Genomic DNA, 25,572 nt, shown 5'->3' with positions numbered 1-25,572 from the left:
TCAACCAGCCTTTCCGCCGGAGAGCTGACCGTCTTCTCCCTGACCAATGTCCCCTTGGCGCAGCCAGCGGGCGGTGCCGGCCAGAACCAGCACCACATAGGCCAGCGACCCGACGACCCCCATGATGAGGCCACCCAGCTGCTGGTCGGCCAGCGGCGACAGGCCCCACGGCGCGGTGGTTGTCAGATGGTAGGGAAACAGCGGTGTCCCGGCGAAGATCAGCAGCGCCGCCAGCATCGCCAGATGGACCGAGGTGCCGAAGGCCGCCAGAAGGCCGCGCAGCCGCATCGCATGGTCGGTTGGGGCCAGGACCGTCCGCCATGCCGCCACCGCCCCGGCGAACAGCGTGCCGTGCATCAGCCACAGCACGGCGTCGTTCGCCAGCGCCGCCATGTAGGGGCCGGGCAAATGCCAGATCCACAGCGTGATGCCGAACAGACCCCAGGCCAGTTCCGGCTTGCCGAGCGGCCTTGCCATCCTGCGCAGCGGGTTCGGCCACCGCACCGCACCGCTCGGCAAGCCGAGCACGAACAGCGGCGCTGCGACCTGGATGGTCAGCAGATGCTGGGCCACGCGGGCGGAAAACAGGGCGGAGGTCAGGCTGCACAGCGGGGAGATGAAGGCGACGCCCAACACCAGCCAGCCGGCGGCCAAGCACATGGACCGATGGCCGGCATGTCCGCCGCGGCCGGCCGGACGGCGCGCCACCACCGTCAAGCCGATCGCGGCCAGAGCGAAGGCGGCCAGCAGCACCGGATCGCCGTTCCATGCGGTTGACAGCTCACCCGGCACCGGCGGAACACCGCAGTAGGGAACGAAGGGAAAGCTGTCTGTCGCCATGGCGCGGCCTCGCGGGTTCCGGGGACTCTGCATGCTGTCCAATAACCGGCGTGGCGGGATGTTCCCTGACAAGGCGACGTTTCCGGCGGCAAATGACCCGATGGGCAGGGAGCAGATCGGTCGCCGGGATGTTGATGCGCGCAAGGCCAATCGGAAACGCAGCCGGAGACCGCCATGTTCGCCGCCTCGCCCCGCCGCACCCGCGCCCTTTCCGCCGTCCGCGCGGCCGTGCTGTCGGGGCTGCTCGCCGCCGCGCCGGCGCAGGCGCAGGCGCAAGACCAGAAGGCGCCTCCTCCGGCCGTGACCACCGTACCGGTGCAGAGCCGCGACGTCGCCCCCGCGTCGGAGTTCATCGGCAGGATCGAGGCCATCCGCTCCTTCGAGGCGCGTCCCCGGATCGAAGGCACCGTCGAGCAGGTCGCCTTCCAGGAGGGGCAGGACGTCCACGAGGGCGATCTGCTCTATGTGATCGAGCCGGCGCCCTATCAGGCCGCGCTCGACAGCGCCAAGGCCCAGCTCGCCAGCGCCGAAGCCAAGCTGCGGGAGGCGGAGCGTGCCTACAACCGCGCCGAGGAGCTGCGCCAGCGCGGCAACGTCTCACAGGCGCAGCTGGATCAGGCGCTGGCCGACCGCGACGCCGCCCAGGCGGCGGTGATGATGAACCAGGCCCAGGTCCGCACGGCAGAGATCAATCTCGGCTACACCCGCATCACCAGCCCGGTGGACGGTCGTATCGGCGCCACGGCGGTGACTCAGGGGAACCTCGTCAATCCGTCGACCGGCGTGCTGGCGACGGTGGTGCAACTCGACCCCATCCGCGCCGTCTTCTCGGTCGCCGACCGCGACCTGCTGGCCTTCCAGCGCAAGTTCGACGTCCGCCAGCCGTCGCAGGCGGCGGAGAAGTTCGTGCCGACCCTGGTCCTGCCCGACGGCAGCGACTATGCCGAGGAGGGCCGGATCGAGTTCGCAAACAACCGCGTCGATCCACAGACCGGCACGGTCAGCATCCGCGCCACCTTCGCCAACCCGCAGCGCCTGCTTCTGCCCGGCCAGTATGTGACCGTGCGGGTCCGGCGCGACCAGCCGGAACAACGCCCGGTGGTGCCCGTCGCCTCGGTCCAGCAGGACCAGCAGGGGCATTACGTGCTGGTGCTGGACGACCAGAACCGGGTGCAGCGCCGTCCGGTCGAGACCGGCGCGCAGGTCGACCAGTCGCTGGTGGTGGAAAAGGGGCTGACAGCCGGGGAGACGGTGGTGGTCGGCGGCGTGCAGAAGGTGCGGCCGGGCATGGTCGTGCAGCCCACCCCGGCCGACGAGGTGGCCGAAGGAACCGCAGCAGGGGCCGGCGCCGGTTCGTCCGGTGGTGCGTCTGCGTCCGGTGGCGCCTCCGGTACGGCGAAGGAGTGAGGCGATGTTCTCCGCACTCTTCATCCGCCGGCCGAACCTGGCGATCGTCATCGCCGTCGTCACGCTGATCGCCGGCTTTCTGGCGCTGAACGCCATCCCGGTTGCGCAATATCCGTCGATCACCCCGCCGACCGTCCAGGTTTCGGCAACCTATCCCGGCGCCAACGCCCAGGTGGTGGCCGACAGCGTCGCCGCCCCGATCGAAGCCCAGGTGAACGGCGTGGAAGGCATGCTCTACATGTCGTCCACCAGCACCGACACCGGCAGCTATTCGCTGACCATCACCTTCGCCCCGGGCACTGATCCCGACATTGCCGCGGTCAATGTGCAGAACCGCATGTCGCTCGCCACCGCCAGCCTGCCGTCGGAGGTGACGCGCCAGGGCGTCACGGTGCGCCGGCAATCGTCCAACATGCTGATGGCGGTGAACGTCTATGCCCCCGACGGCAAGTTCGACCCGATCTTCATCTCCAACTACGCCAGCCTGAACCTGCGCGATTCCATCGCCCGCGTCCCCGGCGTCGGCGATGCGCAGGTGCTGGGTGCGCTCGACTACAGCATGCGCATCTGGATGAACCCGGATCGCATGACGGCGCTGGGCATCACCGCTTCGGATGTGATCGGCGCCATTCAGAAGCAGAATGTCCAGGCCCCCGCCGGCCAGATCGGCGCCCCGCCCATCGGCGGCGACCAGCAGCAGCAGTTGACCATCATCGCCCGCGGCCGGCTGAACGATCCGCAGGAATTCGCCAACATCATCATCCGCAGCAACGAGAATGGCGGCATCGTCCGCCTCAGCGACGTGGCGCGGGTGGAGCTGGGGGCCCAGTCCTACACCTCCTCCTCCAAGCTGAACGGGGCGCCGGCGGCGACGCTGGTCGTCTACCAGTCGCCGGGCGCCAACGCGCTGGACGTCGCCAATTCCGTGCGCGGCGAGCTGGAGCGGCTGTCGCAGCGCTTTCCCGAGGGGCTGAAATACGCGGTCGTCTTCAACACCACCAATTTCGTCACCGCCACCATCGAAGAGATCGTGCTGACGCTGGGCATCACCTTCCTGCTGGTGGTGGCGGTCATCTACGTCTTCCTGCAGGACTGGCGGGCGACGCTGATTCCGACGCTGGCGATCCCGGTGTCGATCATCGGCGTCTTCGCCGTGCTGCTGGTTCTCGGCTACAGCGCCAACACCATCACGCTGTTCGCGCTGATCCTCGCCATCGGCCTCGTCGTCGACGACGCCATCGTCGTGGTGGAGAATGTCCGGCGCGTGATGGAGGAGCATCCCGACCTGTCCTCGACCGAGGCGGCGGCCCGGGCGATGGGGCAGGTCAGCGGCGCCATCGTCGCCTCCACCCTGGTGCTGGCGGCGGTGTTCGTGCCGGTGGCCTTCCTGCCGGGCATCACCGGGCAGCTCTACCGGCAGTTCGCGGTGACGATCGCGACTTCCTTCATCATCTCCGGCATCAATTCCCTGACGCTCAGCCCGGCGCTGTGCGGCTTGCTGCTGCGCAAGCCGGGGGAGCCGTGGCGCCCGCTGGCGGCCTTCAACCGCGGGCTCGACCGGGTGCGCGACGGCTACGGACGGCTGGTGCATGGGTTGGGACGGCGGCTGATCGTCGGGCTGCTGCTGTTCGTCGCGATCACCGCCGGCGCCTTCGCCCTGCTGCGCAGTCTTCCCACCGCCTTCCTGCCGGCCGAGGACCAGGGCTATTTCTTCGTCAACGTCCAGCTTCCCAGCGCCGCGTCGGTCACCCGAACCCAGGCCGTGATGGACCGGGTGAGCGAAACCATTAAGGAGGAGCCGGGCGTCGCCGACGTCATCGCCATTTCCGGCTTCAGCATCCTCAGCGGCCAGGGCTCCAACGTCGGGCTCGTCATCGCCGCGCTGAAGCCCTGGGCGGAGCGGGGGAGCGACCAGACGGTGGACGCCATCCTGGGCAGCCTGCGCCCACGCTTCGGCGCGATGCCGCAGGCGACGGTCACCGCCTTCAACCCGCCCTCCATCCCCGGTCTGGGCGCCACCGGCGGCTTCGACATGCGGGTGCTCGCCACTGGCGGCCAAAGCCCGCAGGAGTTGGGATCGGTGCTGCGCGGCCTGCTGGTCGCCGCCAACCAGGATGCGAACCTGCAGGCGGTGTTCAGCACCTACAGCGCCGACGTGCCGCACCTGTATCTGGATGTCGACCGCACCCGCGCCTCCCTGCTGGGGGTGTCGCCGGCCGACATCTTCACCACGCTGCAGGCGCATCTGGGCGCCAGCTACGTCAACGACTTCAACCTGTATGGCCGCGTCTTCCAGGTGAAGGTGCAGGACGCCGCCGGCTTCCGCGATCAGGTGAAGGAGATCGACCAACTCTATGTCCGCAGCCGGTCGGGCGACATGGTGCCGCTGCGCAGCCTCGTGTCGGTGCGCACCACGCTCGCCCCCGACAGCATCACCCGCTACAACCAGTTCATGTCGGCGTCCGTCAACGGGCAGGCGGCGGCCGGCGTCAGCTCCGGCCAGGCGCTGACCGCCATGCAGGACGTGGCGCGGAACACCCTTCCGCAGGGCTATGCCACCGAGTGGAGCGGCCTGTCCTATCAGGAAAGCCAAGTCGGCAATCAGGGGCTGATGGTGTTCGGCCTCGCCCTGCTGTTCGGCTATCTGTTCCTGGTGGCGCAGTATGAGGACTGGCTGGTGCCCCTGGCGGTGCTGCTGTCGGTGGCCGTCGCCGTGCTGGGGGCCGGCGTCGGGCTGTGGGTCGCCGGGATTCCCAACGACATCTATGCGCAGATCGGTCTGGTGCTGCTGGTGGGTCTGGCCGCGAAGAACGCCATTCTGATCGTCGAGTTCGCGCGGGAGCAGCGGGCCGACGGCCGGTCGATCGTCGATGCCGCGGTGGCGGGCGCCCGCCAGCGCTTCCGCGCCGTGCTGATGACCGCGCTGGCCTTCATCCTGGGCACGGTGCCGCTGCTGATCTCCACCGGAGCCGGCGCGGCGAGCCGCCGGTCGATCGGCACCACCGTGTTCAGCGGCATGGTCGCGGCGACGGTGATCGGCATCGTCTTCGTCCCGGTCCTATTCGTCGCCTTCCAGCGCCTGACCGAACGGCTGCGCGGCCGTCCGCGCGCCGTCCAGGCGGAGGGGAAGCGTGCTTGACGCAGGACCGTCCGGCTGCGGCGCCCGCCCTTGCGGACGCGCGATAACGGGCTGGTTGCCACAGCCCCTATGAGAAGGGCTTAACGCTTTTCCCCTCCGGCGCCGCGTTGGAAGGGTTCCCCCATCGCGTTGGACACCCGGCCGGCGAAAATGTCCATGGTGGGCTACATCCGCCGTGGCGGTGCCGAACCTTCGGTGGTCCGGCGCCACCGCGATTCGTCTGCTGACCCCCCTCAGGGCGGCATCCGCCCCCGCCGGGGAGCCCGCCACAGCAGGAGAGGCACGGCTGTATGCAGCAACGTCAGGCACGCGACGCACGTCTCGATCTCTTCAAGGGCGTGGCCCTTCTGATCATCTTCGTCAACCATGTCGGCGGGAACCCGCTGGCAAAGCTGATGCCCGCCCGTTTCGGCCCCTCCGATTCGGCCGAGATCTTCGTCTTCATCTCCGGCTACGCCATCGCGCTGGCCTATGGTCCGGTGCTGGCGGAGCACGGGTTCGCCGCCTGCCAGCGCAAGGCGCTCGGCCGCTGCCGGCAGCTGTGGACGGCCAACATCGTGACCATGCTGGTCAGCGCGCTGGTCGTCGCGCTCGCCGTCCATGTCGGCGATCTGCCCATGGAGGCGTCGAACCGGCTGGAGAGCTTCGAGCCGCTGTTCGAGACCCCGGTGACCGCCATCGCGTGGCATCTGGTGCTGATGTATCTGCCCTTCGCCTTCGACATCCTGGCGCTTTACATCCTGCTGGTGGCGGTGGCGCCGCTGTTCCTGTGGACCTATGCCCGCTTCGGCTATGCGGCGGTGGCGTTGTCGCTCGTGCTCTATCTGGTCGCCCAGGCGGCGCCCGGACTGATTCCGCCCAACCTGTGGGACGAGGACTGGAACTTCAGCCCGCTGGCCTGGCAATGCGTGTTCTTTCTCGGCACCAGTCTGGCGCTGGTGGTGCGCAGCGGCCGGGTCAGGATGCCGCGGTCCCGCTGGCTGCTGGCCGGGTCGCTGGCTCTGCTGGTCGGCATGGCGCTGTGGAAGTTCGCGGCCTCCGACATCGGCCATGCGCTGACGCCTGCGGCACTGCAGAGCTGGCTGCCGGAGCAGACCATCCCCTGGGCCGACAAGGACACGCTGGGGCCGATGCGGCTTCTGCATTTCCTGGCGCTGGCCTGTGCGGCGGCGCTGCTGGTGCCGCGCGATGCGGGGTGGCTGCGCTCCGCCCCCGCCCGGCTGCTGGTCGCCTGCGGCCGGCATTCGCTGCCGGTCTTCTGCGTCGGCGTCGTGCTGTCCATCGCCGGCACCGCCGTTCTGCTGGCCGGGCGGAACTCCGTGACGGTGCTGGCGGTCAATCTGGCGGGGATCGCCGTGCTGCTGGCGATGGCGATGGTGCTGGAGCGGCGGCGGACCCGCCGGCAGCCGGCCAAGTCGGCGGTGCCGCAGGCGGCCGTGCCGGAGACTCCGTGAAAGGGTGGCAAGCCAGGGCTGGGCTTCTTGAATCCTGCGCCGGGTAGGCGCATATTTTGAGAATGCAATTCAACCCGGCCATACCGTCCTACCAGACGCTGAAGCCAACGCCGCAGCTGACGCCCGCGGCGCAGATCGCCATGTCCCCGGCGGTCCAGGCGGCGCAGCAGGTGGCGCCGCCGGTGCGTACCCAGACGGTGGCCGCGCCCCCGGCCATCGGGAAGTCCGACCAGTCCCGCGATACCCGCAGCGGCACCGAGGGCAATCAGGCCGTCGACACCAATGCCGGCGCGCTTGCCGCCCGGGTGAATGCCCAGGGATACCGCCAGCGCGGGTCGCTGCTGGACGTGTCGGTCTAGGAAAACATCGCACCGCCCATGGAAAAGGCGGCGGAGGGCTTTCCCTCCGCCGCCTTTTTTCCGTACGCGGTCTTAGTGGGACAGCTCGCTCAGCGGACCCTTGCCCTTCACGGTCTCATAGCGGCCCTTCTGCCACTTCTCCAGGCCCTGGAGCTGCTGCTCGGTCATGTCGAGGGTGATCTTGTCGCCCTTCATGTGCAGCTTGTTCAGCGGCAGAACGACGTCCTTGTCGCTGACGTCGACGGTGTGGTCGACGTCGATCACGGCATAGAGCTTGTTGTTGTAGCGGACGACGTCTTCGATCTCCGCCATGTTCTCGCCCTTGGCGCCATAGATGTCCTTACCCTTCAGTTGGTCGACATGCATCTTCATCAGCGCCGGGTCGGCGCTGTCGTCGACCGCTGCGACGGTGGGATTGTTGGACTTGGTCACGCTGTTGTCCGAAGACGCGGCCATGGCCGGCGTGGCGGCGAGAAGCGCGGCAGTGCAGCCCAGGACAAGATAGCGTTTCATCGGTTGGCTCCATCTTATTGGGATGTTGTGGCGGATCAACACCCCTGCCGGCCGATGGGTTTCCTGTTTCCCAAAAGAAATTGGGCCTTCCTCCCATTTGGAGAAAGGCCCAATTTCTTTGGTCTACCGTGGAACCGTTACTTCAGCTCGTCCATCGTGTTGATGACGTGGCTGACGATGCCGTAGTCCTTCGCCTCTTCGGCGAGCATCCAGTAGTTGCGGTCGGTGTCCTTGGCGACCTTTTCGTACGGCTGCCCGGTCTCACGCGCGATGATCTGATTCAGACGCTCGCGCATGCGGATGATTTCCTTCGCCTCGATGGCGATGTCCGTCGCCCGGCCGCCCGTTCCGCCCAGCGGCTGGTGGATCAGGAAGCGGGTGTTGGGCAGGCAGAAACGGTCTTCCTTCTTCGCCGCCAGATAGATGTGGCAGCCGGCGCTGGCGACCCAGCCCGTGCCCAGCATCTTCACCCGCGGCTTGATGAAGCGGATCATGTCGTGGATGGTGTCGCCCGCCTCGACATGGCCGCCCGGCGAGTTGACCACGACGGTGATGTCGTCGTCGTTCTCATGCGCGAGCGCCAGCAGCTGGGCCGACACGACCTGCGCCAGCTTCATGTCGATCTGGCCGAAGATCAGGACCGTACGCGCCTTGAACAGGCTCTGCTGCACGGCGGCGAACTGCGGCTGGGCGCTTTCCTTCGACTTCTCGTCCGGTTCCTTTTCAGGTTCGTCGTCGAACCGGGTGTATCCGACCTGCGCCATTGATGTTCTTCTCCCTGGTATCGGAAGCGGGGTATCGGGACCGGGATGCGCCGCCGGAGAAATCCCCCGGCTGCCGTCCCGCTGCCGCATGCGCCTTGCCTGCTTCACCACATAGCCCGTCCGGCCTTCATGTTCAACGTCCGGCCGGCCAAAATCGATGGGTAGGGCCATGGGTGGGGGTGGGGCCGAATGGAACGTTTGGAACAGCGTGAAACAGTTTTCCGGGGATGTTCCACTGTTCCATTCACCGAACACGCGGGTGTCCTTCCAGTTGGCGCGGCCCGGTTGGCGCGGCACGATGGTCTTTCCTACCACGAGGCGGCGGCACGGGTAAGGGGCGGCGGAAAACCGGTGGCGCGGCATTGACGCCGTTCGCCCGACGCGGCCAAACTCCGCCCGCCAATTGAACTGGGATGCGACGGAATGGCCGGGACCGGAATGGGGCAGGGTGCCTGCGACGATAGGTCGGCGGGCGTATCGGTCATCATCGCAGCCCACCGCGCCCACGGCACCATCGTCCGGGCGGTGCAAAGCTTGTTGGACCAGGATTGGACGGATTGGGAAGCGGTGATCGTCAGCGACGACGGCACCGATTACCGCCCGACGCTGCAGGCCGCCGGAATCGACGACCCGCGGCTGGTCTTCGCCAGCACCGGCAGGGTGGGGGCCGGGGCACCCGCCGCGCGCAATGCCGGGCTGGATGCTGCGCGGCTGGCGCTGGTGGCGCCGCTGGACGCCGACGACCGCTTCCGCCCCGGCCGGCTGTCCGCGCTGGCTCCGCTGGCTCTGGCCCATGGTGCGGCCTTCGACAATGTCGCCGTGGTGCGCGACGAGGACGATTCGCCGCTGCTGCACCTGTATGAGGAGCGGCAGGCCCCGGCGCTGCTGGACGGCGAGGGATTCGTGGCGACCTCCGTGCCGATGTTTCCAGTGGTGCGGCGCGATCTGGTGCCGGGCTGGGACGAGGACGTGAATTTCTGCGACGACGTGGTCTTCAATGTCCGGGTGCTCGACGCCACCGGCCCGGTGCCGCTGGTGGCGACGCCCTTCTATGAATATCGCCAGCGCGCCGGCTCCATCACCTTCTCCGCCGACAGCGGCGAGCGGGCGGAGCGCTGTTACCGCCATGTGCTGGACCGGCTGGCCGGCGACGGGCTGGGCATCCGCGACGACGGACTTCGGCATCGGTTCGCGCAGGCCATCGCCGCCAAGCGCGCCCGCAACGCCGCCTATGAGGCCGCCTTCAAGGCCGGCCGCTGCGCCAATTTCCAGGAGTTCCTGGCGCTGGGGGAGGGGTAAACCCGTAAAGGCCAAGCTCCCGCTGGCTTTGCTTTACCATTTTGTGTCAGCTTTGGTGCGTCGCACATAGCCGGACCGGACACGGGTAAATTCCATGAACGCCCCGACCTGCTGCCTCGCCCGCATTCCCGCCAATGGGAAGTTCTGGCTGAAGAACGCGCGGGTCCATGACGGATTTCGTGACATCCGGATCGAGAATGGCCGCGTCCGCGCGCTGGTGGCGGCCGGCGAGTCGCCCTGCTGCGCGCCGGGGCTCGATCTGGAGGGCGGAGAAGTCCGCCGGATGGACGGCGACCAACCGGTAACGGCCGGCGATCCCGCCGATCTGTGGGTGACGCTGTGCGGCGGCCGGACGGTGCCGATGCGGGCCGGCCGGCTGGAGAGCGGTGGGCCTCAGGACGTGGCCGTCACAAACGGACCGGCGGACGGTTCTGATTGCTGAACCTTCTCGACTCCGGATGTGAACTGAACGATATAGTTCAGTTTGCCCGGCGCCCTTTTCGGTTGCGCTGCGGCAAGGTGAAACCCGTCCGGATTCCGGTTCCATGCGCCACACGCTTCGCATCGCTGCACTTCTCGTCCTGGCGGCTCTCGCCGGCGGGGCTTACTGGTATTTCGTGAAGCAGGGCGGGACCGTCGCCGGGCTGACCGCGATGGTGACGGGTGCCGTGTCCGGCGGTGCGCCCGCTCCCGGAGGCGCCTCGGGGGGAGCCTCGGGTGGCGCCAAGCCGCCGGGCGGCGCGCCGCCGATGCCGGTGGAGGCCGTTCCGGTCCGCGTCGGGGTGGTGGAGCGGACGGTGACCGCTGTCGGGTCGCTGCTGTCCAACGAATCGGTGGTGATCCGGCCGGAGATCGCCGGCCGCATCAGCGAGGTCGCCTTCAAGGAGGGGCAGCGCGTCGCCAAGGGCACCGTGCTGGTCCGGCTGGACGACGCCATCGCCCGCGCCACGCTGGCCCAGGCGCAGGCGAGCATCGCCTTTTCCCGCGCCGAGCTGTCGCGCGCCGACCAGCTGGTGCGCCAGAACTCCGGTCCCCTGCGCAACCGCGAACAGGCCTCCGCCAAGCTGCTGGCCGACGAGGCGGCGGTGCAGCTGGCTAAGGCGCAGCTCGACAAGCAGGTCATCACCGCGCCCTTCGACGGCGTGCTGGGCCTGCGCAAGGTGTCGGTCGGCGATTTCGTCCAGGCCGGCAAGGACATCGTCAACCTGGAGGACATCGACACGCTGAAGCTGGACTTTCGCGTGCCGGAGATGTTCCTGCCGGCGGTGAAGGTCGGGCAGACGGTGAAGGTGGCGGTGGATGCCTTCGGCGGACGCAGCTTCGACGGCACCGTCTATGCCATCGACCCGCTGGTGGACGTGAACGGCCGCGCGCTGGCGATCCGCGCCCGCGTGCCCAACCCGGACGGTTCGCTGCGCCCCGGCCTGTTCGCGCGCGTGTCGTTGACGCTGACTACGGTGCCCGACGCGGTGCTGGTGCCGGAACAGGCCATCGTCGCCTTCGGCAAGGACCAGTATGTCTTCAAGGTGGTGGACGGCAAGGTGGCGCAGACCCGCGTCACGCTGGGCGAACGCCGCAATGCGGAGGTGGAGATTTCCAAGGGTCTCGCCCCCGGCGACATGGTGGTCACCGCCGGCCAGCTGAAGATCCGCGACGGCGCGCCGGTGGCGGTGGTTCCGAACAAGCCGGCCGGGAGCTGAATCCATGGTCCTGTCCGAGATTTCGGTCCGCCGTCCCGTCCTGGCGACGGTGATGAGTCTCGCCCTGATGCTGATCGGCATCGTGTCGTACCAGCGTCTGTCGGTGCGCGAATATCCCAAGATCGACGAGCCGGTCGTCACGGTGGAGACGACCTATAAGGGCGCTTCCGCCCAGATCATCGAAAGCCAGGTGACCCAGACGCTGGAGGACAGCCTCGCCGGCATCGAGGGCATCGACGTGATGTCCTCGATCAGCAGGGCGGAGAAGTCGCAGATCACCCTGCGATTCCGTCTGGACCGCAACGTCGATGTCGCCGCCAGCGATGTGCGCGACCGGGTGGGCCGCGTCCGCGCCGCCCTGCCGTCGGAAATCGACGAGCCGGTCATCGCCAAGGTGGAGGCCGACGCCCAGCCGATCATCTATCTCGCCTTTTCCTCCGACAGGCATTCGCCGCTGGAGGTGACGGACTTCGCCGACCGCTACGTCAAGGACCGGCTGCAGAACCTGCCCGGCGTGGCGCAGGTGCGCATTTTCGGCGAGCGCCGCTTCGCCATGCGGCTTTGGCTCGACCCACAGCGGATGGCCGCCTACCGGGTGACGCCGCAGGATGTCGAGAACGCGCTGCGCCGGCAGAATGTCGAGATCCCGGCGGGGCGCGTCGAAAGCGTGGCGCGCGAGTTCACCGTGGTCTCGGAAACCGACCTGCGCAGTCCGGCCGAGTTCGAGAACATCATCCTGCGCGACGATGCGGGCTATCTGGTCCGGCTGCGCGACATCGGCCGGGCGGAGCTGGGCGCGCTGGACGAGCGGGTCAGCGCCCGCTTCAACGGCCGCGGCGCCGTCGCCATCGGCGTGGTGAAGCAATCCACCGCCAACCCGCTGGACGTGTCGAAGGCGGTCAACGAGGCGCTGCCGAAGATCACCGCCGCCCTGCCGGAGGGCATGGGGGTGGATGTCGCCTATGACAGCTCGGTCTTCATCGCCAAGTCGATCGATGCGGTGTTCCACACGATCTTCGAAGCGATCATCCTGGTCGTGCTGGTGATCTTCTTCTTCCTGCGCTCGCTGCGGGCGACGCTGGTGCCGCTGGTGACCATCCCGGTGTCGCTGATCGGCGGCTTCGCCCTGATGTACGCCTTCGGCTTCTCCATCAACACGCTGACCCTGCTGTCGATGGTGCTGGCCATCGGCCTCGTCGTCGACGACGCCATCGTCATGCTGGAGAACATCTTCCGCTATGTGGAAGAGGGGATGAACCCGTTCCAGGCGGCGCTGAAGGGATCGCGCGAGATCGGTTTTGCCGTCATCGCCATGACCATCACGCTGGCGGCGGTGTACGCGCCCATCGGTTTCATGACGGGGCGCACCGGGCGGCTGTTCACCGAATTCGCGCTGACGCTGGCCGGCGCGGTGATCGTGTCGGGCTTCGTGGCGCTGACGCTGTCGCCGATGATGTGCTCCAAGCTGCTGAAGCATGAGACGAAGCACGGTCTGCTCTACCGCGCCATCGAGCGGTTCCTGGAGGGGATGACCAACGGCTACCGAGGGCTGCTGCGCCTGTCCCTGCGGGCCCGGCCGCTGGTGCTGCTGATCGGGCTGGGCGTCGCGGCGGCCAGCTATGTGCTGTTCACCGGGCTGAAATCGGAACTGGCACCAGTCGAGGACCGCGGCACCATCGTCGGCATCGCCATCGCGCCGGAAGGCTCAACGCTCGACTACACCATGGGTTACGCCCAGCGGATGGAGGCGCTGTTCCGCCAGATCCCGGTGCTGGAGAAGTTCTTCGTCGTCGTCGGCTTCCCCGTGGTGAACCAGGGCATCGCCTTCGTCCGCCTGATCGACTGGGACCAGCGCGACGTGAAGCAGCAGGCGATCACCGCCCAGCTGTTCCCCAAGATGTTCGGCATCCCCGGCATCCTGGGCTTCGTCACCAACCCGCCGTCGCTGGGGCAGAGCCCGATCGACAAGCCGGTCAATTTCGTTATCCAGACTTCGCTGCCCTTCGAGGAACTGCAGACGATGGTCAACGCCATGATGGCGGAGGCGCGCAACTTCCCCGGCCTGACCAACATCGACACCGACCTGAAGCTGAACAAGCCGGAATTGCGGGTGTCGCTGGATCGCGACAAGTCGGCCGATCTGGGGGTGGATGTCGACACTGTCGGCCGCACCCTGGAAACGCTGTTGGGCGGACGGCAGGTCACGCGCTTCAAGAAGGACGGCAAGCAGTATGACGTGATCGTCCAGGTCGCCAATGTCGACCGCCGGAATCCGGACGACATCGCCGGCATCTATGTGCGCGGCGGCACCAGCGCGACGGGCGGTGCAGGGCAGATGATCTCGCTCGCCAATCTGGTGAAGGTCGAGGAGCGGGTGGCGCCGAAGGAGTTGAACCACTTCAACAAGCTGCGCTCCGCCACCATCACCGCGACGCTGGCGCCGGGAACCTCGCTGGGCGAAGCGCTGGCGGTGATGCAGGCGGCGGCGAACAAGGTGCTGCCGGCGACCGCCCAGACCGACTATGCCGGGCAGAGCCGCGAATTCCGCGAATCGGCGACCGGGCTCTATTTCGTCTTCGTGCTGGCGCTGGCCTTCATCTATCTGGTGCTGGCGGCGCAGTTCGAGAGCTTCATCGATCCCTTCGTCATCATGCTGACGGTGCCGCTGTCGATGACCGGCGCGCTGGCCGCCTTGCAGATGAGCGGCGGGACGATGAACGTCTACAGCCAGATCGGTCTCGTCACCCTGGTCGGCCTCATCACCAAGCACGGCATCCTGATCGTGGAGTTCGCCAACCAGCTCCAGCGCGCCGGGACCGACATCCGCAAGGCGGTGGAGGAGGCGGCCGTGCTGCGCCTGCGTCCGATCCTGATGACCACCGGCGCCATGGTGCTGGGCGCGGTGCCGCTGGCCTACGCCAAGGGGGCGGGTGCCGAAAGCCGGCAGGCCATCGGCGCCGTCATCGTCGGCGGCATGACGCTTGGCACGCTGCTGACGCTGTTCGTCGTGCCGACGGTCTACAGCTATCTCGCCCGCAAGAAGCCGATGCGGGACGAGGCTGCGGAGCAGGGCGCCGATGGGGGCGCCGCCCACGGCGTGCCCCATCCGGCAGAGTGAGGAGGGGACCGGCGCCATGGCCAGCGTGCTGATCGTCGACGACGACGACGTGGCCCGCGCGGTGCTGCTGCGCACGTTGACGATGGCCGGCCATGAGGCGGTCGGCGCCCGCGACGGGGTGGAGGGGATGTTGCGGTTCCGCGACCGCCCGGCCGGCCATCCCGTCGATCTGGTCATCACCGACATCTTCATGCCGAACCAGGAGGGGCTGGCGACGATCATGGAGCTGCGGCGCGGCGCGCCGGCGCTGAAGATCATCGCGATTTCCGGCGGCGGCGCCCGCGCCTCGCTGGACGTGCTGCCGGTGGCGGAGGCGCTGGGCGCGCACCGCACCCTGCGCAAGCCCTTCACCCCGGCCGAGGTGATGGCGGTCGTGGGCGAGGTTCTGGAGGGGTGAGGCACCTTTCCCCGAAGCGCTAAGCGCCGCCCTCCGGTGGGAGGCGGCGCTTCGTTTTGAGGTGTTCCAGCCGATTGCCTGACCGGGCCTTATTCAATGCCTATCCGGAGTCTATCCGGGAGCGTCTCAGACGCTCGGGTCAGGGTGCCCGCAGGTCAGGCGGCGAGCCGTTCTTCCTGTACTCGTCGGCTCCGGCGGAGGCGTTCGAAGAGCTGCTGGACGCTGTCGGGGCTGATCCCATCGCGCGCCATCACGGCGATCACGATCGGATCTTCGAGCAGTTCGGAAAGGGTCGGCGTCGTGCTGCGGTCCATGCGTCCCTCCCTTAGAGTCCGGCTTCCGGGGGCCGTTGCCGTCCCGGAAGGGGGATCGGCGGACGGTCGAAGCCGGCAATGGCGATTGGCCTAATCCCTGCTGCGCGCTCGTCTCGGCTTTCGGTATCCGGATCGCCGCCGGGGATATACCCCGTCCGGCCCGGATTGTGGGTCTAAAATACAATATGGCGACCATAACTCAGATGGGGTGGTAATGTCACCCGTCCTTTTGTCAACAGCTGCTATATCTTTGTTCCATGCAGTAATGATCAGCCGCGCGGCGGTGGCGGGCACGGTTACGGCCGTACCGGCCGGCCGCGCGTCAGGCTGGTGCCGGCCGCCGAATCGCCCGAGTCGGCCGCGGGAATGGTGACGTCGACCTGGACCAGGCGCACTTTGGCATGGGACAGGCAGAGGTCCGCGGCGCGATCGGCCAAGTATTCGGCACCCGATACGTTGGATTCGGCACAAAGACGGCGCAAGTCTTCGACGATGTCCTCGTAAGACATCACCGCGGCGATGTCGTCGGGAAAACCGGGGCCGGGATGGGTGACGGTCAGCGTCAGGTCGAAGCGGACGTCCGGCCGGTCGGTGCGGCCGGCAAGCGCCACGGCGGCGGAGAAGCCGCGCACCAGAATGGTGTAGGTGAGCGGCGCGCCGCCCGGCTGGACCAGCATGGTCCGTTTCACGCTATCGTCCGACAACACACTCTCCCGGCCGGCGGGCGGGCGCCGGCGTTGCGTTCAGGCCGGCACTATAAGCGGTGCGGCCGCCGCATGCCACCGCACTTGGGCCGCCGCACTCGGCGAGGCGTTCGTCAAAGCTTGTCGGCGATGCGGACGACGGTCTCGCGGCCGGGAACCTCGTCGCGCAGGGCGTCGATCCGCCGGTTCAGCACCGGGTGGACGATGTCGGCGGCGATATCGGCCAGCGGGCAGAGCACGAAGGCGCGCTCCGCCATGCGGGGGTGGGGGATTTCCAGATCAGGCTCCGCCACCACGCGGTCGGCGTAGAGCAGGATGTCGATGTCGATGGGGCGCGGACCGAAGCGCAGGCCGCCGAGATCGCGGCCCAGCGTCGCCTCGATCTCCTTCATGAAGCGCAGCAGCTCCGCCGGGCCGAGGCGGGTGGTGCCGCGCACCGCCATGTTCAGGAAGGCCGGCTGGTCGGTCACATACATCGGCGCCGTCTCGTACAGGGCCGACTGGGCGTCGATCTCCACCGCCTCGCCCAGCCGCCGGATCGCCTCGGCGAGGTTGGCGGCGCGGTCGCCCATGTTGCCGCCGAGCGCGAGATACACAGTCACGGCGGAGGCGGAGGGAGAAGGGGAGGGCGTAAGCTCGGCCATGGCGTCGGCGGTTCCGATATGCTGGTATGGACAGGGGACGGAACTCCTAGCAAATCCGGGCCCGTCCGTCACTTCCGGGCCGCAAAGACCCTTCCGGGAACGGACGGGCGGCGGCGGGGTTTCAGCACTGTATCAACCGGTTGAGAAGAACCCGGCGATGACACGATATTCTGGTGGAGGACGAGACATGGGCCAAGGGATGGGTAAGGCCATGGGTAAGGCAAGGACCGTGGGCGCTGCGATGATCCTTCTCGGCGGCACGGCCGTCCTCCTTGCCGGCTGCGCCACCGGTCCCGATCCGGAGATTGCGCGCCGCGCCCAGACCGCTATGGTCGGCATGCCCAAGGCCGACCTGCTGGCCTGCGCCGGCGTTCCGGACCGTCAGGCGACGGCGGCGGGGCGCGAATACTACACCTACGTCGCCCGCCCGGCGGTGGCCTACAGCCCCGGCAGCAGCATCGGCATCGGCGCCGGCAGCTTCGGCGGCAGCGGCGGGGTTGGGCTCGGCCTCGGCTTCGGGGTGCCGGTCGGCGGCAGCACCTCCACCGGCTGCGAGGCGACGGTGGTGATCGGCCCGCGCGGCACGGTGGAGCAGGTCAGCTACCCGGCCGGGGCCACGCTGTCGGCCTGCACGCCGATCGTCAGCAACTGCATGGCGCCGCGCGGGTGAGGACGTTCACGCGTAAGACTTTGAGATGAGGCGGCCGGGGCTGTCGCAGCGCCCGGTAATGCCATATTCTCGACCGTAACCCCGGCCGCAGCCGGGGCGAGAGACGCCCGCAAAGGGCCGCATCAGGGTTGGCAATTGGGTTGGAGGAACCACGAACCATGGATATGAGCGGAAGCCACCGGATCGAGGCCAGCCGCGACGCGGTGTGGGCGGCGCTGAACGATCCGGAGATCCTGCGGCAGTGCATCCCCGGCTGCGAGGAGGTCGTCCGGCAGTCCGACACCGAGATGACGGCCAAGGTCGTCGCCAAGGTCGGCCCGGTCAGCGCCAAATTCGCTGGCAAGGTCACCCTGTCTGACCTGGACCCGCCCAACGGCTACACCATCACCGGCGAAGGGTCGGGCGGTGCCGCCGGCTTCGGCAAGGGCGGCGCCACCGTGACGCTGGCCGACGATGGCGGCGCCACGCTGCTGACCTACACCGCCAAGGCCCAGGTCGGCGGCAAGCTGGCGCAGATCGGCTCCCGGCTGGTCGACGCCACCGCCCGCAAGATGGCGGAGGAGTTCTTCGCCCGCTTCACCCAGATCGTCGGTCCCGCCCCGGCCGAGGCGGCGCCCGTGGCTGAACCGGTGGGGGCAACCGAAGCGGCCACCGCCCCCCAGCCTGCCGTCCGTCCCGCCGTCTATTCCGAACCGGCGACGGCCGCGGCCTCCAAGCCCGCCACCCGCATGGCGGAACCGCCGCCGGAGATCCCGCTGCCGCTGCCGGTCGGCCGTGGCAAGGGGGGCGGAACGGGCAATTTCTACGTGCCGTGGGCGGCGCTCCTTGTGGTTGTGGTTCTGTTCGCGGCGCTTGCCTGGATGAATTAGCGCGGCAAATTGTTCATTGGTCGTACGGCGGCATCAAAGGGGGTTTGAGCCCCTTACGGAATGTGTATGCTGCCGCGCGATTCCGGCCGGCGCCGTCGGCCGGTGGATCCATCGGAAGGGAAGCCGAAGAATGAAGAAGCTGTTGATGGGCGTTGCCGCCATCGCCGCGGTCGTGATGGGTGCCGGTGCCGCCCAGGCGGCCGACGCCGCCGCCGGCAAGGAAGTCTTCAAGGTCTGCATGGCCTGCCACACCGCCGAGCAGGGCAAGAACAAGGTCGGTCCGTCGCTGTTCGGCGTCGTCGGCCGTCCGGCCGGTTCGATCGAGGGCTTCAAGTACTCGGCCCCGATGAAGGAAAAGGGCGCCGGCGGTCTGGTCTGGACCCCGGAGAACCTGGACGCCTACATCAAGGCGCCGAAGGAAATCGTCCCGGGCGGCACGATGGCCTTCGCCGGCCTGAAGGACGACGCCAAGCGCGCCGACCTGATCGCCTTCCTGTCCGAACAGAAGTAAGACCGCTTTCCCCCGGTCGGGCGCCCGAGGGCATCATGGCCGGGGGATCACGGACGGCGAAAGGGCCGGTGGCGATGCCACCGGCCCTTCGTTTTTAGGCCTCTCTGCTTTTGGGCCTAGTCCTTTGGTCCCGAGTCTCAGCCGGCAGCCTCCAGGCTCTTGCTGGCGACCTCGTAAACGTCGGGCGACAGGCCCGGCGTGGCGACGATCCGCTGCAATTCGGCCTTCATCAGCCCCTGACGGGCCGCGTCATACCGCCGCAGACGGGAGAAGGGTCCCATCAGCCGGGCTGCAACCTGTGGGTTCATCGGGTCCAGACGCAGGACCTGATCGGCCAGGAAGCGATAGCCGGCGCCGCTGGCGTCATGGAAGCGGACCGGGTTGCCATTGGCGAAGCCGCCGATCAGCGCATATACCTTGTTCGGGTTCCGGATCTCGAAGGCCGGATGGCCGAGCAGGGCGGTGACGTGGGCCAGCGTGTCGGCGCGGTGCGACATCGCCTGCACGCTGAACCACTTGTCGACCACCAGCGCCTCGCCCTTCGAGCGCTCGTAGAAGTCGGCCAGCGCCTTCTCCCCTTCCGGCGAGGCGGCGTTGGACAGGAACTGCAGCGCCGCGATCTCGTCGGTCATGCCCTGGGCGGTGCGATACTGGGTCAGGCAAAGGTCCAGCGCCTCCGCGTCCTCCAGCGCCATCAGATAGGCAAGGCACAGGTTCTTCAGCGCCCGCTTGCCGATGGCCTCGGCATCGACGGAGAAGGGCTCCTGGCTGCTGTTGCGGCGGTAGAGGTCGAGGAACTTGGCCCGCAGGCGCCCGGCCAGCGTCTTGCGGGCGAATTCCCGCACCGCGTGGATGGCGTCGGGATCGACCACCGGCATCTGGGTGCCGAGATAGGCCTCCGTCGGCAGCACCAGCGCCTGGGCGGCGAAGGCGGGGTCGCGCTGCGCATCGTCCAGGATCTTGGCGAAGGCGTCGGCATAGCCCTCCGGCAGCACCAGATCGCGCCCGGCCTGCTGGTCGGCGACGAGGTTCAGCAGGATGCGGGTGCCGAGAATCTGCCCGGCCTCCCACCGGTTGAAGGCGTCGCTGTCATGCGCCATCAGGAATGTGAGGTCGGCGTCGGTCAGGTCGGTCTTCAGCTTCACCGGGGCCGAGAAGCCGCGCAGCAGCGACGGCACCGGCCGGGCCGGGATGTCGCGGAAGGTGAAGCTCTGGTTTTCCGCCGTCACATGCAGGATGCGGCTGGTGCCGGCGCCCGTCACTTCGCCCTTGTCCTCACCGTCCAGGCGCAGCGGCAGGTCCTGCCCGTCGGGACCGAGCAGGCCGACCACCAGCGGGATGTGCATCGGCTGCTTGGTCGGCTGGCCCGGCGTCGGCGGCACCGTCTGCTTCACCGTCAGGGTGAAGGTTTTGGCGGCCGAATCGTAGTTGCCGGCAATGTCCAGTTCCGGCGTGCCGGACTGGCGGTACCACAGCTGGAAATGGGTCAGGTCGACGCCGCTGGCATCGGCCATGGCGGCGACGAAATCGTCGCAGGTCACCGCCTGTCCGTCATGACGCTGGAAGTAGAGATCGGTGCCCTTGCGGTACTTCTCCGGCCCCAGCAGGGTGTGGATCATGCGGATGACTTCCGCACCCTTGTTGTAGACGGTGGGGGTGTAGAAGTTGTTGATCTCGACATAGCTGTCCGGACGCACCGGATGGGCCATGGCGCCGGCATCCTCCTGGAACTGCACGGTGCGCAGCCCCTGGACGTCGGCGATGCGCTTCACCGCGCGGGAATGCATGTCGGACGAGAATTCCTGGTCGCGGAAGACGGTCAGTCCTTCCTTCAGCGACAGCTGGAACCAGTCGCGGCAGGTGACGCGGTTGCCGGTCCAGTTGTGGAAATACTCGTGCGCGACCACCGCCTCGATGTTGAGGAAATCGGTGTCTGTCGCGGTTTCCGGCTTGGCCAGGATGTATTTGGTGTTGAAGACGTTGAGCGACTTGTTTTCCATCGCCCCCATGTTGAAATCGCCGACCGCGACGATGTTGAAGATGTCGAGGTCGTATTCCAGACCATAGACCTCCTCATCCCAGCGCATCGACTTGATCAGCGAGCGCATGGCGTGGTCGATCTTGTCCTCGTTCCCCGGCTCCACATAGATGCGCAGGGTGACGTCACGGCCGGAGGCCGTGCGGAAATGGTCCTCGCCATGGACGAGCTTGCCGGCGACCAGCGCGAACAGGTAGCAGGGCTTGGGGAAGGGGTCCTCCCAGCGCGCCCAGTGGCGCCCGCCCTCAAGCTCCCCCGACGCGGCGAGGTTGCCGTTGGAAAGCAGCACCGGATAGCGCGCCTTGTCGGCGGTGATGGTGGTGCTGTAGCGCGCCATCACGTCCGGCCGGTCCATGAAGTACGTGATCTTGCGGAATCCTTCCGCCTCGCACTGGGTGCAGAAGTTGCCGGAGGACTTGTAGAGCCCTTCCAGCGCCGTGTTCTCCTGCGGCTTGATGCGGACGATGGTTTCCAGGGTGAAGCTGTCCGGTACCTCCAGCACGATCAGGTGATCGGGGGTGACGGTGAATTCGTCCGGCCCCAGCGTCCGTCCGTCCAGCGCCACCGACACCAGATCCAGCCTCTGCCCGTCGAGCGACAGCGGCTCCGTCGCGGCATCGGGGCGGGCCGGGTTGCGGCGGATCGCCAGCACCGCGCGGACGGTGGTGACATCCTCGCCCAAATCGACGAACAGGTCGACCGTGTCGATCAGATGCGCCGGCGGGCGATAGTCCTGAAGCCGGATGGCCTTCGGCGTGCCTTTGTCCATGTGCCTTGTCTCTGGTCTGTGTCTGTCTTGCGGATCAAGCCGGTCGGGACAGGTCCGAGGGACAAGGACTGTAGCAAGGCGGGAACGGACTGTCTTGAGTGGGAATGGGGGAGGGGCGCGGCGCGCGCCCGGGAATGCCCTACCTCTTGACCTGGGCGACCTTCAGCAGGGTGAAGGCGCCCATCTGGTCGATGTATTGCTGATAGAAGAAGCGCCATTTCTTGCCGTTGCGCACGCCCACCAGCGTGACCTTGACCGCGTCGGTGCCCGGCACGTTCATGTATTGCGACTTGTGCAGGGTGGTGCCATGCATGCGCATGCCCTGGCGCAGCCCGGCCTCATCGATCCGTCCCTGGGCGGTTTGGAGATTGCCGTGGGAGGCGGAGTAGGTGCCGCCGCCATGATCGCTGAAACCGAAGGAGCAGCCGTCCATCGTCGGCGTGAACATCACGTCGGCCTCATCCTCCAGCACGACGAGATGCTTGAAATCCTGATCGTAGGGCAACCAGTAGGCGTTCCAGCTGCCCGGCCGGTTGCCCTGGTCGTAGCGCACCGACCAGACATCGACGTTCTTGGTCGAGAATTGCGAGACGATGCCGGTGCCCTTGCGGGTGCAGGTCATGCCGTCGTCGCTGAGGCTGAAGCTCTTGACGCCGCCGACGCGGTAGTTGGGCTGGTAGGATTGATACTGGATCCAGATCAGGTTGTTCTTGAGGAAGCTTTCCGGGTTCGCGACCAGATCGGCGATGTTCGGCATGTGCGCGACTTTCCTGCGGAATGGATCAGAGGACGCCGAAGACGGGGCGCTTGTATCCGGCCTCCGTCTCGTTGCCGGACAGGAACCAGTAGGCCTTCATCAGCGCGAACTGCTGGTTGTCGTCGCGCAGCAGCACATAGGCGCAATAGACGGTGCCGTCGTCCGGCCGCAGGAAGGCGGCGATCCACGGATTCTGCCGGGTGCCGATGTGGGCGGCGTGGCCCAGTTTGCGCGTGATGTCGTTGCGGTAGCCGACCAGCGTCGCCGCATGCCCCTGACGGAAGGGCAGAGCCGCAAGTTCCTGATAATTCTGCAGGATGCGCGGGTTGCCGTCGCCTTCCTCGGCATACCACTGCGCCACCTCCATGTACTCGTTGGCCCGTGCATTCGCACGGTCGTACCGCGCCTGCTTCTGCCGGTCGGTATGACCGGCGGCGGTCTTTTTCAGAAAGCTGATGAGTCCCATGGTCCGCGCCCCTTCCGTAACCCGGATTGGACGCTAGCAGAGCAATCGGGGAGGCGCAAAAGGGTGGGGGTCATATGATGGTATGCGGTTTGGGGTGGGAGCGGGAGAGCTGAGAGAATTGGAGTCCAAACGATCCGCCACGCTTTTCCCAAACTTCAGTCCGGCCAACGCGACGCCGGAGTATTGACTGTGTCGCCCCGGACCACCGCGCCACAGTCTCTGCGCCGCTCCCGCATGTTTTAATGTGTACATTGCGGCGGGAGTGGTGACTTGGGGGCATAGAGAAGCAGATCCACCCCACCGCGTCGTTCGAGAATTTCCTTTAAGGCTTCTATCAAGCTCATCGCCCCGTCGGGTTCGCGCCTCGCTTGTCGCGGGAAGATTGCATGTTCCAAGATTGATGGTCCACCAGATTGAGCTGTTTGGCACCTTGCAGCGCCTTTCGATAGACAGCCTCATATTGCGGCCTCATTATCGAACGGTTGCACTGAACGATAGGCGTTCAAACTCCGGTAAGGGACGGAGTCATTGCGCATTGATTGGGGGTATTTGTGAGAAATACGGTTTTTGCGGCATTATGTGGGGCTTTGGCTGTCACCGGCTGTGCGTCTATCACTGCGGGGACGACGCAATCCGTGGCGGTGAATACGCCGTCCAAGGATGGGGCCGAATGCAAACTATCGAACGAGAAGGGCAGTTGGACAATTCCAAAGACTCCGGGGGCGACGACCGTTACGAAGGCCTATGGTGATTTGACCGTGGCCTGCGAACATGTCGATGGATCGAAGGGCTCCACCTCGGTCACGTCGAGCACTGCAGGGGCTGCTTTTGGCAACATCATTGCCGGAGGCATCATCGGCGCAGCTGTCGATATGGGCTCCGGTGCTGCTTATGTGTATCCGTCCAGCGTATCAGTGGTTTTGGCGCCTTACGCCGGGAACGTCCCAACCGGCGGCGCTTCGCAAGGCGGTCCGCTGGTCATGAGCCCGGCGGTAGCGCCTCGCCTGAGCAAGGAAGATGCGGAGGCCAAATTGAAGGATTTGGCCTCGCTTAAAAAGCAGAAGCTTATCACGGAAGCGGAATATCGCGACCGGTCGCGTGAAATTATAGGTCAGATGTGAGTGCGTGGAGCGCATCCCTTTTTGGGGTGCGCTTCCGACTGCGGCGGAATTGGAGCATCGCAATCTTGGCGGATGGGGTGGGATTCGAACCCACGGTAGGCTCACACCTACGGCGGTTTTCAAGACCGCTGCCTTAAACCACTCGGCCACCCATCCTTCGGCCCACGGGAGTAGCGAATAGGTCGCGGTGGGTCAAGTGTCGCGCGAAGGCTGCAGCAATTTGCCCCTCAATTCCGGATCGGGCGGCCCAGGGTGCGCAGGCGGCGGGTTGGTTTGGGTGGGCTGGGGCTGTCGGAGAAGTCGGGCAGGCTGGGGGCGCGGGCTATCGTCTTGCGGATCAACTCCGCCGTGGCGTCCAGATCGTCCAGAATCTCCGGCGCCACGCGGTCGGCATAACGGGGACTCAGCAGGCGGGTGCGGGTCTGGTCGATGCTGCGCAGTTCCGGCTCGAACAGTTCGCGGGCGCCGATGGGTAGGACCTGATCCTCGCGCATGCCGGAGAAGTAATTGCGCATCGCCCGCACCAGCATGCGGGTCAGAAGAAGGTCCATCCGCTCGAACTCGGCGCGCAGGTCGCTGAGACGCGACTCGTCGACGCCCTGCAGATGCCCTTCGGTCAGGGCGAAGAGGGCGCGGATCTCCTCCACCTTGCGGCGGAAGTCGAGGAAGGAGGCGAAGCGGTCGTCGCCCATGTCGCGCTGGGCGCGCTCGGCAAGCTGGGAGGCTTCGGTCGCCTGACGTTCCAATGCCGCCAGCAACGCCTTCACCCGTTCCCGGCCGTTGTCGCGCCTCCACGCCATGCCAAGCCCTTCGCTTCCCGATGACCGCGCCGGCCCGGCTGGCGTCCGGGTCGCGCGGTCATCCTAAAAGCGGAGGTTTTAACAAAATGCTGTTTGTCACGCTGATTCCACGGCCGCGGTCAGGCGTCGCGCAGATCCAGGATGACGGGGGTGTGGTCGGACGCCTTTTCCAGGCCGCGCGGGCCGCGGTCGATGGTGCAGCCGGCCAGACGGTCGGCGGCCTGCGGTGACAGCAGGAAATGGTCGATACGCAGGCCGTTGTCGCGCGGCCAGCTGCCGGCCTGATAATCCCAGAAGGTATAGGCGCGGTCGTCGTCATGCAGGGCGCGGTACGCCTCGGTCAGGCCGAGATTCAGCAGGGCGCGGAACTTGGCGCGCGATTCCGGGCGGAACAGCGCGTCGCCGGCGAAGGCCTGCGGCGAGAAGACGTCGCGCGCCTCGGGAATGATGTTGTAGTCGCCGCCCAGAACCACCGGGATTTCCTGCGCCAGGAGGGTCCGGGCATGGTCGTACAGCCGGTCCATCCAGCGCAGCTTGTAGGCGAATTTCTCGCCCGGCACCGGGTTGCCGTTGGGCAGGTAGAGCGAGGCGATGCGCACGCCCGACACAGTGGCCTCGACATAGCGGGCCTGTTCGTCCTCCGGCTCTCCCGGCAGGCGGGTCAGCAGGTCTTCCGCCGGGGCCTTCGACAGCAATGCCACGCCGTTGTAGGCTTTCTGCCCGACGGCATTGACGTGATAGCCGAGATCCTCGAAGGCCGAGGCCGGGAAGGCGGCGGTCTCGCATTTGATTTCCTGGAAGAGCACGACGTCCGGGGACACCGTGCGCAGCCAGTCGGTGATCAGCGGAAGGCGGGCCTTCGCCGAGTTGACGTTCCAAGTGGCGATCTTCACGAAACAGGCCTGCCTTTTCTTTTCGT

24 protein-coding genes and 1 tRNA gene are annotated in these 25,572 nt (G+C 67.0%); 13 read left to right on the top strand and 12 right to left on the bottom strand.

Going from position 1 to position 25,572, the window contains the following annotated elements:
- Positions 1–840 carry a cytochrome c oxidase assembly protein gene (locus tag ACCD06_RS25785; RefSeq protein WP_413344491.1) on the bottom strand — a complete coding sequence of 280 codons (840 nt, stop codon included), beginning with the start codon at positions 838–840 and terminating at the stop codon, positions 1–3.
- A gap of 174 nt (positions 841–1,014) precedes the next feature.
- Between ACCD06_RS25785 and ACCD06_RS25780 the strand changes: the two genes are divergently transcribed.
- The 4 genes from ACCD06_RS25780 to ACCD06_RS25765 all read left to right on the top strand — a co-directional run bounded on the left by ACCD06_RS25780 (position 1,015) and on the right by ACCD06_RS25765 (position 7,199).
- A complete protein-coding gene (locus ACCD06_RS25780; protein WP_413344489.1) occupies positions 1,015–2,247 on the top strand; it encodes an efflux RND transporter periplasmic adaptor subunit in 1,233 nt (410 codons plus the stop codon).
- Positions 2,248–2,251: 4 nt separating this feature from the next.
- On the top strand, positions 2,252–5,386 hold the full coding sequence (locus ACCD06_RS25775; RefSeq protein ID WP_413344487.1) for an efflux RND transporter permease subunit: 3,135 nt from the start codon (positions 2,252–2,254) through the stop codon (positions 5,384–5,386).
- Positions 5,387–5,676: 290 nt separating this feature from the next.
- A complete protein-coding gene (locus ACCD06_RS25770; RefSeq protein WP_109073000.1) occupies positions 5,677–6,840 on the top strand; it encodes an OpgC family protein in 1,164 nt (387 codons plus the stop codon).
- A 62-nt stretch (positions 6,841–6,902) separates the two neighbouring features.
- Positions 6,903–7,199: a hypothetical protein gene (locus ACCD06_RS25765; protein ID WP_109073001.1), complete on the top strand. Its 297-nt coding sequence runs from the start codon at positions 6,903–6,905 to the stop codon at positions 7,197–7,199.
- Positions 7,200–7,271: 72 nt separating this feature from the next.
- On the opposite strand, the gene ACCD06_RS25760 is transcribed toward ACCD06_RS25765, so the two are convergent.
- Positions 7,272–7,712: a PRC-barrel domain-containing protein gene (locus ACCD06_RS25760; RefSeq protein WP_136703898.1), complete on the bottom strand. Its 441-nt coding sequence runs from the start codon at positions 7,710–7,712 to the stop codon at positions 7,272–7,274.
- 137 nt (positions 7,713–7,849) lie between these two features.
- Positions 7,850–8,476, bottom strand: coding sequence for an ATP-dependent Clp protease proteolytic subunit (locus tag ACCD06_RS25755; RefSeq protein WP_109073003.1), 627 nt, complete (start codon positions 8,474–8,476; stop codon positions 7,850–7,852).
- A gap of 423 nt (positions 8,477–8,899) precedes the next feature.
- On the opposite strand from ACCD06_RS25755, the gene ACCD06_RS25750 reads away from it, so the two are divergent.
- The 5 genes from ACCD06_RS25750 (at position 8,900) to ACCD06_RS25730 (ending at position 14,990) form a co-directional block, all read left to right on the top strand.
- The gene (locus ACCD06_RS25750; protein WP_413344484.1) at positions 8,900–9,775 is read left to right on the top strand and encodes a glycosyltransferase family 2 protein; all 876 of its coding nucleotides are present in this window, start codon (positions 8,900–8,902) and stop codon (positions 9,773–9,775) included.
- Between the two features lie 94 nt (positions 9,776–9,869).
- On the top strand, positions 9,870–10,217 hold the full coding sequence (locus ACCD06_RS25745) for a hypothetical protein (RefSeq protein WP_413344482.1): 348 nt from the start codon (positions 9,870–9,872) through the stop codon (positions 10,215–10,217).
- Positions 10,218–10,320: 103 nt separating this feature from the next.
- Positions 10,321–11,475 carry an efflux RND transporter periplasmic adaptor subunit gene (locus ACCD06_RS25740; protein WP_136703896.1) on the top strand — a complete coding sequence of 385 codons (1,155 nt, stop codon included), beginning with the start codon at positions 10,321–10,323 and terminating at the stop codon, positions 11,473–11,475.
- A gap of 4 nt (positions 11,476–11,479) precedes the next feature.
- On the top strand, positions 11,480–14,593 hold the full coding sequence (locus tag ACCD06_RS25735; protein ID WP_413344479.1) for an efflux RND transporter permease subunit: 3,114 nt from the start codon (positions 11,480–11,482) through the stop codon (positions 14,591–14,593).
- Between the two features lie 16 nt (positions 14,594–14,609).
- A complete protein-coding gene (locus ACCD06_RS25730) occupies positions 14,610–14,990 on the top strand; it encodes a response regulator (RefSeq protein WP_413344477.1) in 381 nt (126 codons plus the stop codon).
- Positions 14,991–15,145: 155 nt separating this feature from the next.
- On the opposite strand, the gene ACCD06_RS25725 is transcribed toward ACCD06_RS25730, so the two are convergent.
- The 3 genes from ACCD06_RS25725 to folK all read right to left on the bottom strand — a co-directional run bounded on the left by ACCD06_RS25725 (position 15,146) and on the right by folK (position 16,652).
- A complete protein-coding gene (locus ACCD06_RS25725; RefSeq protein WP_167393189.1) occupies positions 15,146–15,304 on the bottom strand; it encodes a hypothetical protein in 159 nt (52 codons plus the stop codon).
- Between the two features lie 296 nt (positions 15,305–15,600).
- Positions 15,601–16,008 carry a dihydroneopterin aldolase gene (locus tag ACCD06_RS25720; protein WP_413344475.1) on the bottom strand — a complete coding sequence of 136 codons (408 nt, stop codon included), beginning with the start codon at positions 16,006–16,008 and terminating at the stop codon, positions 15,601–15,603.
- Positions 16,009–16,121: 113 nt separating this feature from the next.
- Positions 16,122–16,652, bottom strand: a complete 531-nt coding sequence (gene folK / locus ACCD06_RS25715) for a 2-amino-4-hydroxy-6-hydroxymethyldihydropteridine diphosphokinase (RefSeq protein WP_413344473.1) — start codon at positions 16,650–16,652, stop codon at positions 16,122–16,124.
- Positions 16,653–16,863: 211 nt separating this feature from the next.
- Here folK and ACCD06_RS25710 point away from each other — a divergent pair, with 211 nt between their 5' ends.
- The 3 genes from ACCD06_RS25710 to ACCD06_RS25700 all read left to right on the top strand — a co-directional run bounded on the left by ACCD06_RS25710 (position 16,864) and on the right by ACCD06_RS25700 (position 18,702).
- Entirely contained in the window at positions 16,864–17,322 is a 459-nt protein-coding gene (locus tag ACCD06_RS25710) for a hypothetical protein (RefSeq protein WP_109073011.1), read from the top strand.
- A 158-nt stretch (positions 17,323–17,480) separates the two neighbouring features.
- Entirely contained in the window at positions 17,481–18,191 is a 711-nt protein-coding gene (locus ACCD06_RS25705; RefSeq protein ID WP_136703892.1) for an SRPBCC family protein, read from the top strand.
- Between the two features lie 130 nt (positions 18,192–18,321).
- The gene (locus tag ACCD06_RS25700; RefSeq protein ID WP_109073013.1) at positions 18,322–18,702 is read left to right on the top strand and encodes a c-type cytochrome; all 381 of its coding nucleotides are present in this window, start codon (positions 18,322–18,324) and stop codon (positions 18,700–18,702) included.
- Positions 18,703–18,839: 137 nt separating this feature from the next.
- Here ACCD06_RS25700 and pepN read toward each other — a convergent pair whose 3' ends face one another.
- The 3 genes from pepN to ACCD06_RS25685 all read right to left on the bottom strand — a co-directional run bounded on the left by pepN (position 18,840) and on the right by ACCD06_RS25685 (position 22,732).
- Positions 18,840–21,509, bottom strand: coding sequence for an aminopeptidase N (pepN, locus tag ACCD06_RS25695; RefSeq protein ID WP_413344470.1), 2,670 nt, complete (start codon positions 21,507–21,509; stop codon positions 18,840–18,842).
- Positions 21,510–21,648: 139 nt separating this feature from the next.
- Complete coding sequence (locus ACCD06_RS25690) at positions 21,649–22,266, bottom strand: hypothetical protein (RefSeq protein ID WP_109073015.1); 618 nt, start codon at positions 22,264–22,266, stop codon at positions 21,649–21,651.
- Positions 22,267–22,291: 25 nt separating this feature from the next.
- Complete coding sequence (locus ACCD06_RS25685; protein WP_109073016.1) at positions 22,292–22,732, bottom strand: hypothetical protein; 441 nt, start codon at positions 22,730–22,732, stop codon at positions 22,292–22,294.
- Positions 22,733–23,367: 635 nt separating this feature from the next.
- Here ACCD06_RS25685 and ACCD06_RS25680 point away from each other — a divergent pair.
- Complete coding sequence (locus ACCD06_RS25680) at positions 23,368–23,853, top strand: hypothetical protein (RefSeq protein WP_413344468.1); 486 nt, start codon at positions 23,368–23,370, stop codon at positions 23,851–23,853.
- Positions 23,854–23,919: 66 nt separating this feature from the next.
- On the opposite strand, the gene ACCD06_RS25675 is transcribed toward ACCD06_RS25680, so the two are convergent.
- The 3 genes from ACCD06_RS25675 to xth all read right to left on the bottom strand — a co-directional run bounded on the left by ACCD06_RS25675 (position 23,920) and on the right by xth (position 25,546).
- Positions 23,920–24,009: transfer RNA gene (locus ACCD06_RS25675), tRNA-Ser, on the bottom strand.
- A 71-nt stretch (positions 24,010–24,080) separates the two neighbouring features.
- Positions 24,081–24,653 (bottom strand): hypothetical protein, encoded by a 573-nt coding sequence (locus ACCD06_RS25670; RefSeq protein WP_413344466.1) that lies wholly within the window; start codon positions 24,651–24,653, stop codon positions 24,081–24,083.
- Between the two features lie 119 nt (positions 24,654–24,772).
- Complete coding sequence (xth, locus tag ACCD06_RS25665) at positions 24,773–25,546, bottom strand: exodeoxyribonuclease III (RefSeq protein ID WP_109073019.1); 774 nt, start codon at positions 25,544–25,546, stop codon at positions 24,773–24,775.
- Positions 25,547–25,572 lie beyond the last annotated feature (26 nt).

Source organism: Azospirillum sp. CT11-132 (assembly GCF_047302835.1).
Taxonomy (GTDB): Bacteria; Pseudomonadota; Alphaproteobacteria; order Azospirillales; family Azospirillaceae; genus Azospirillum.
Note: the sequence above shows the minus strand (reverse complement) of the source record. Positions and strands in the feature narration are given on the sequence as shown.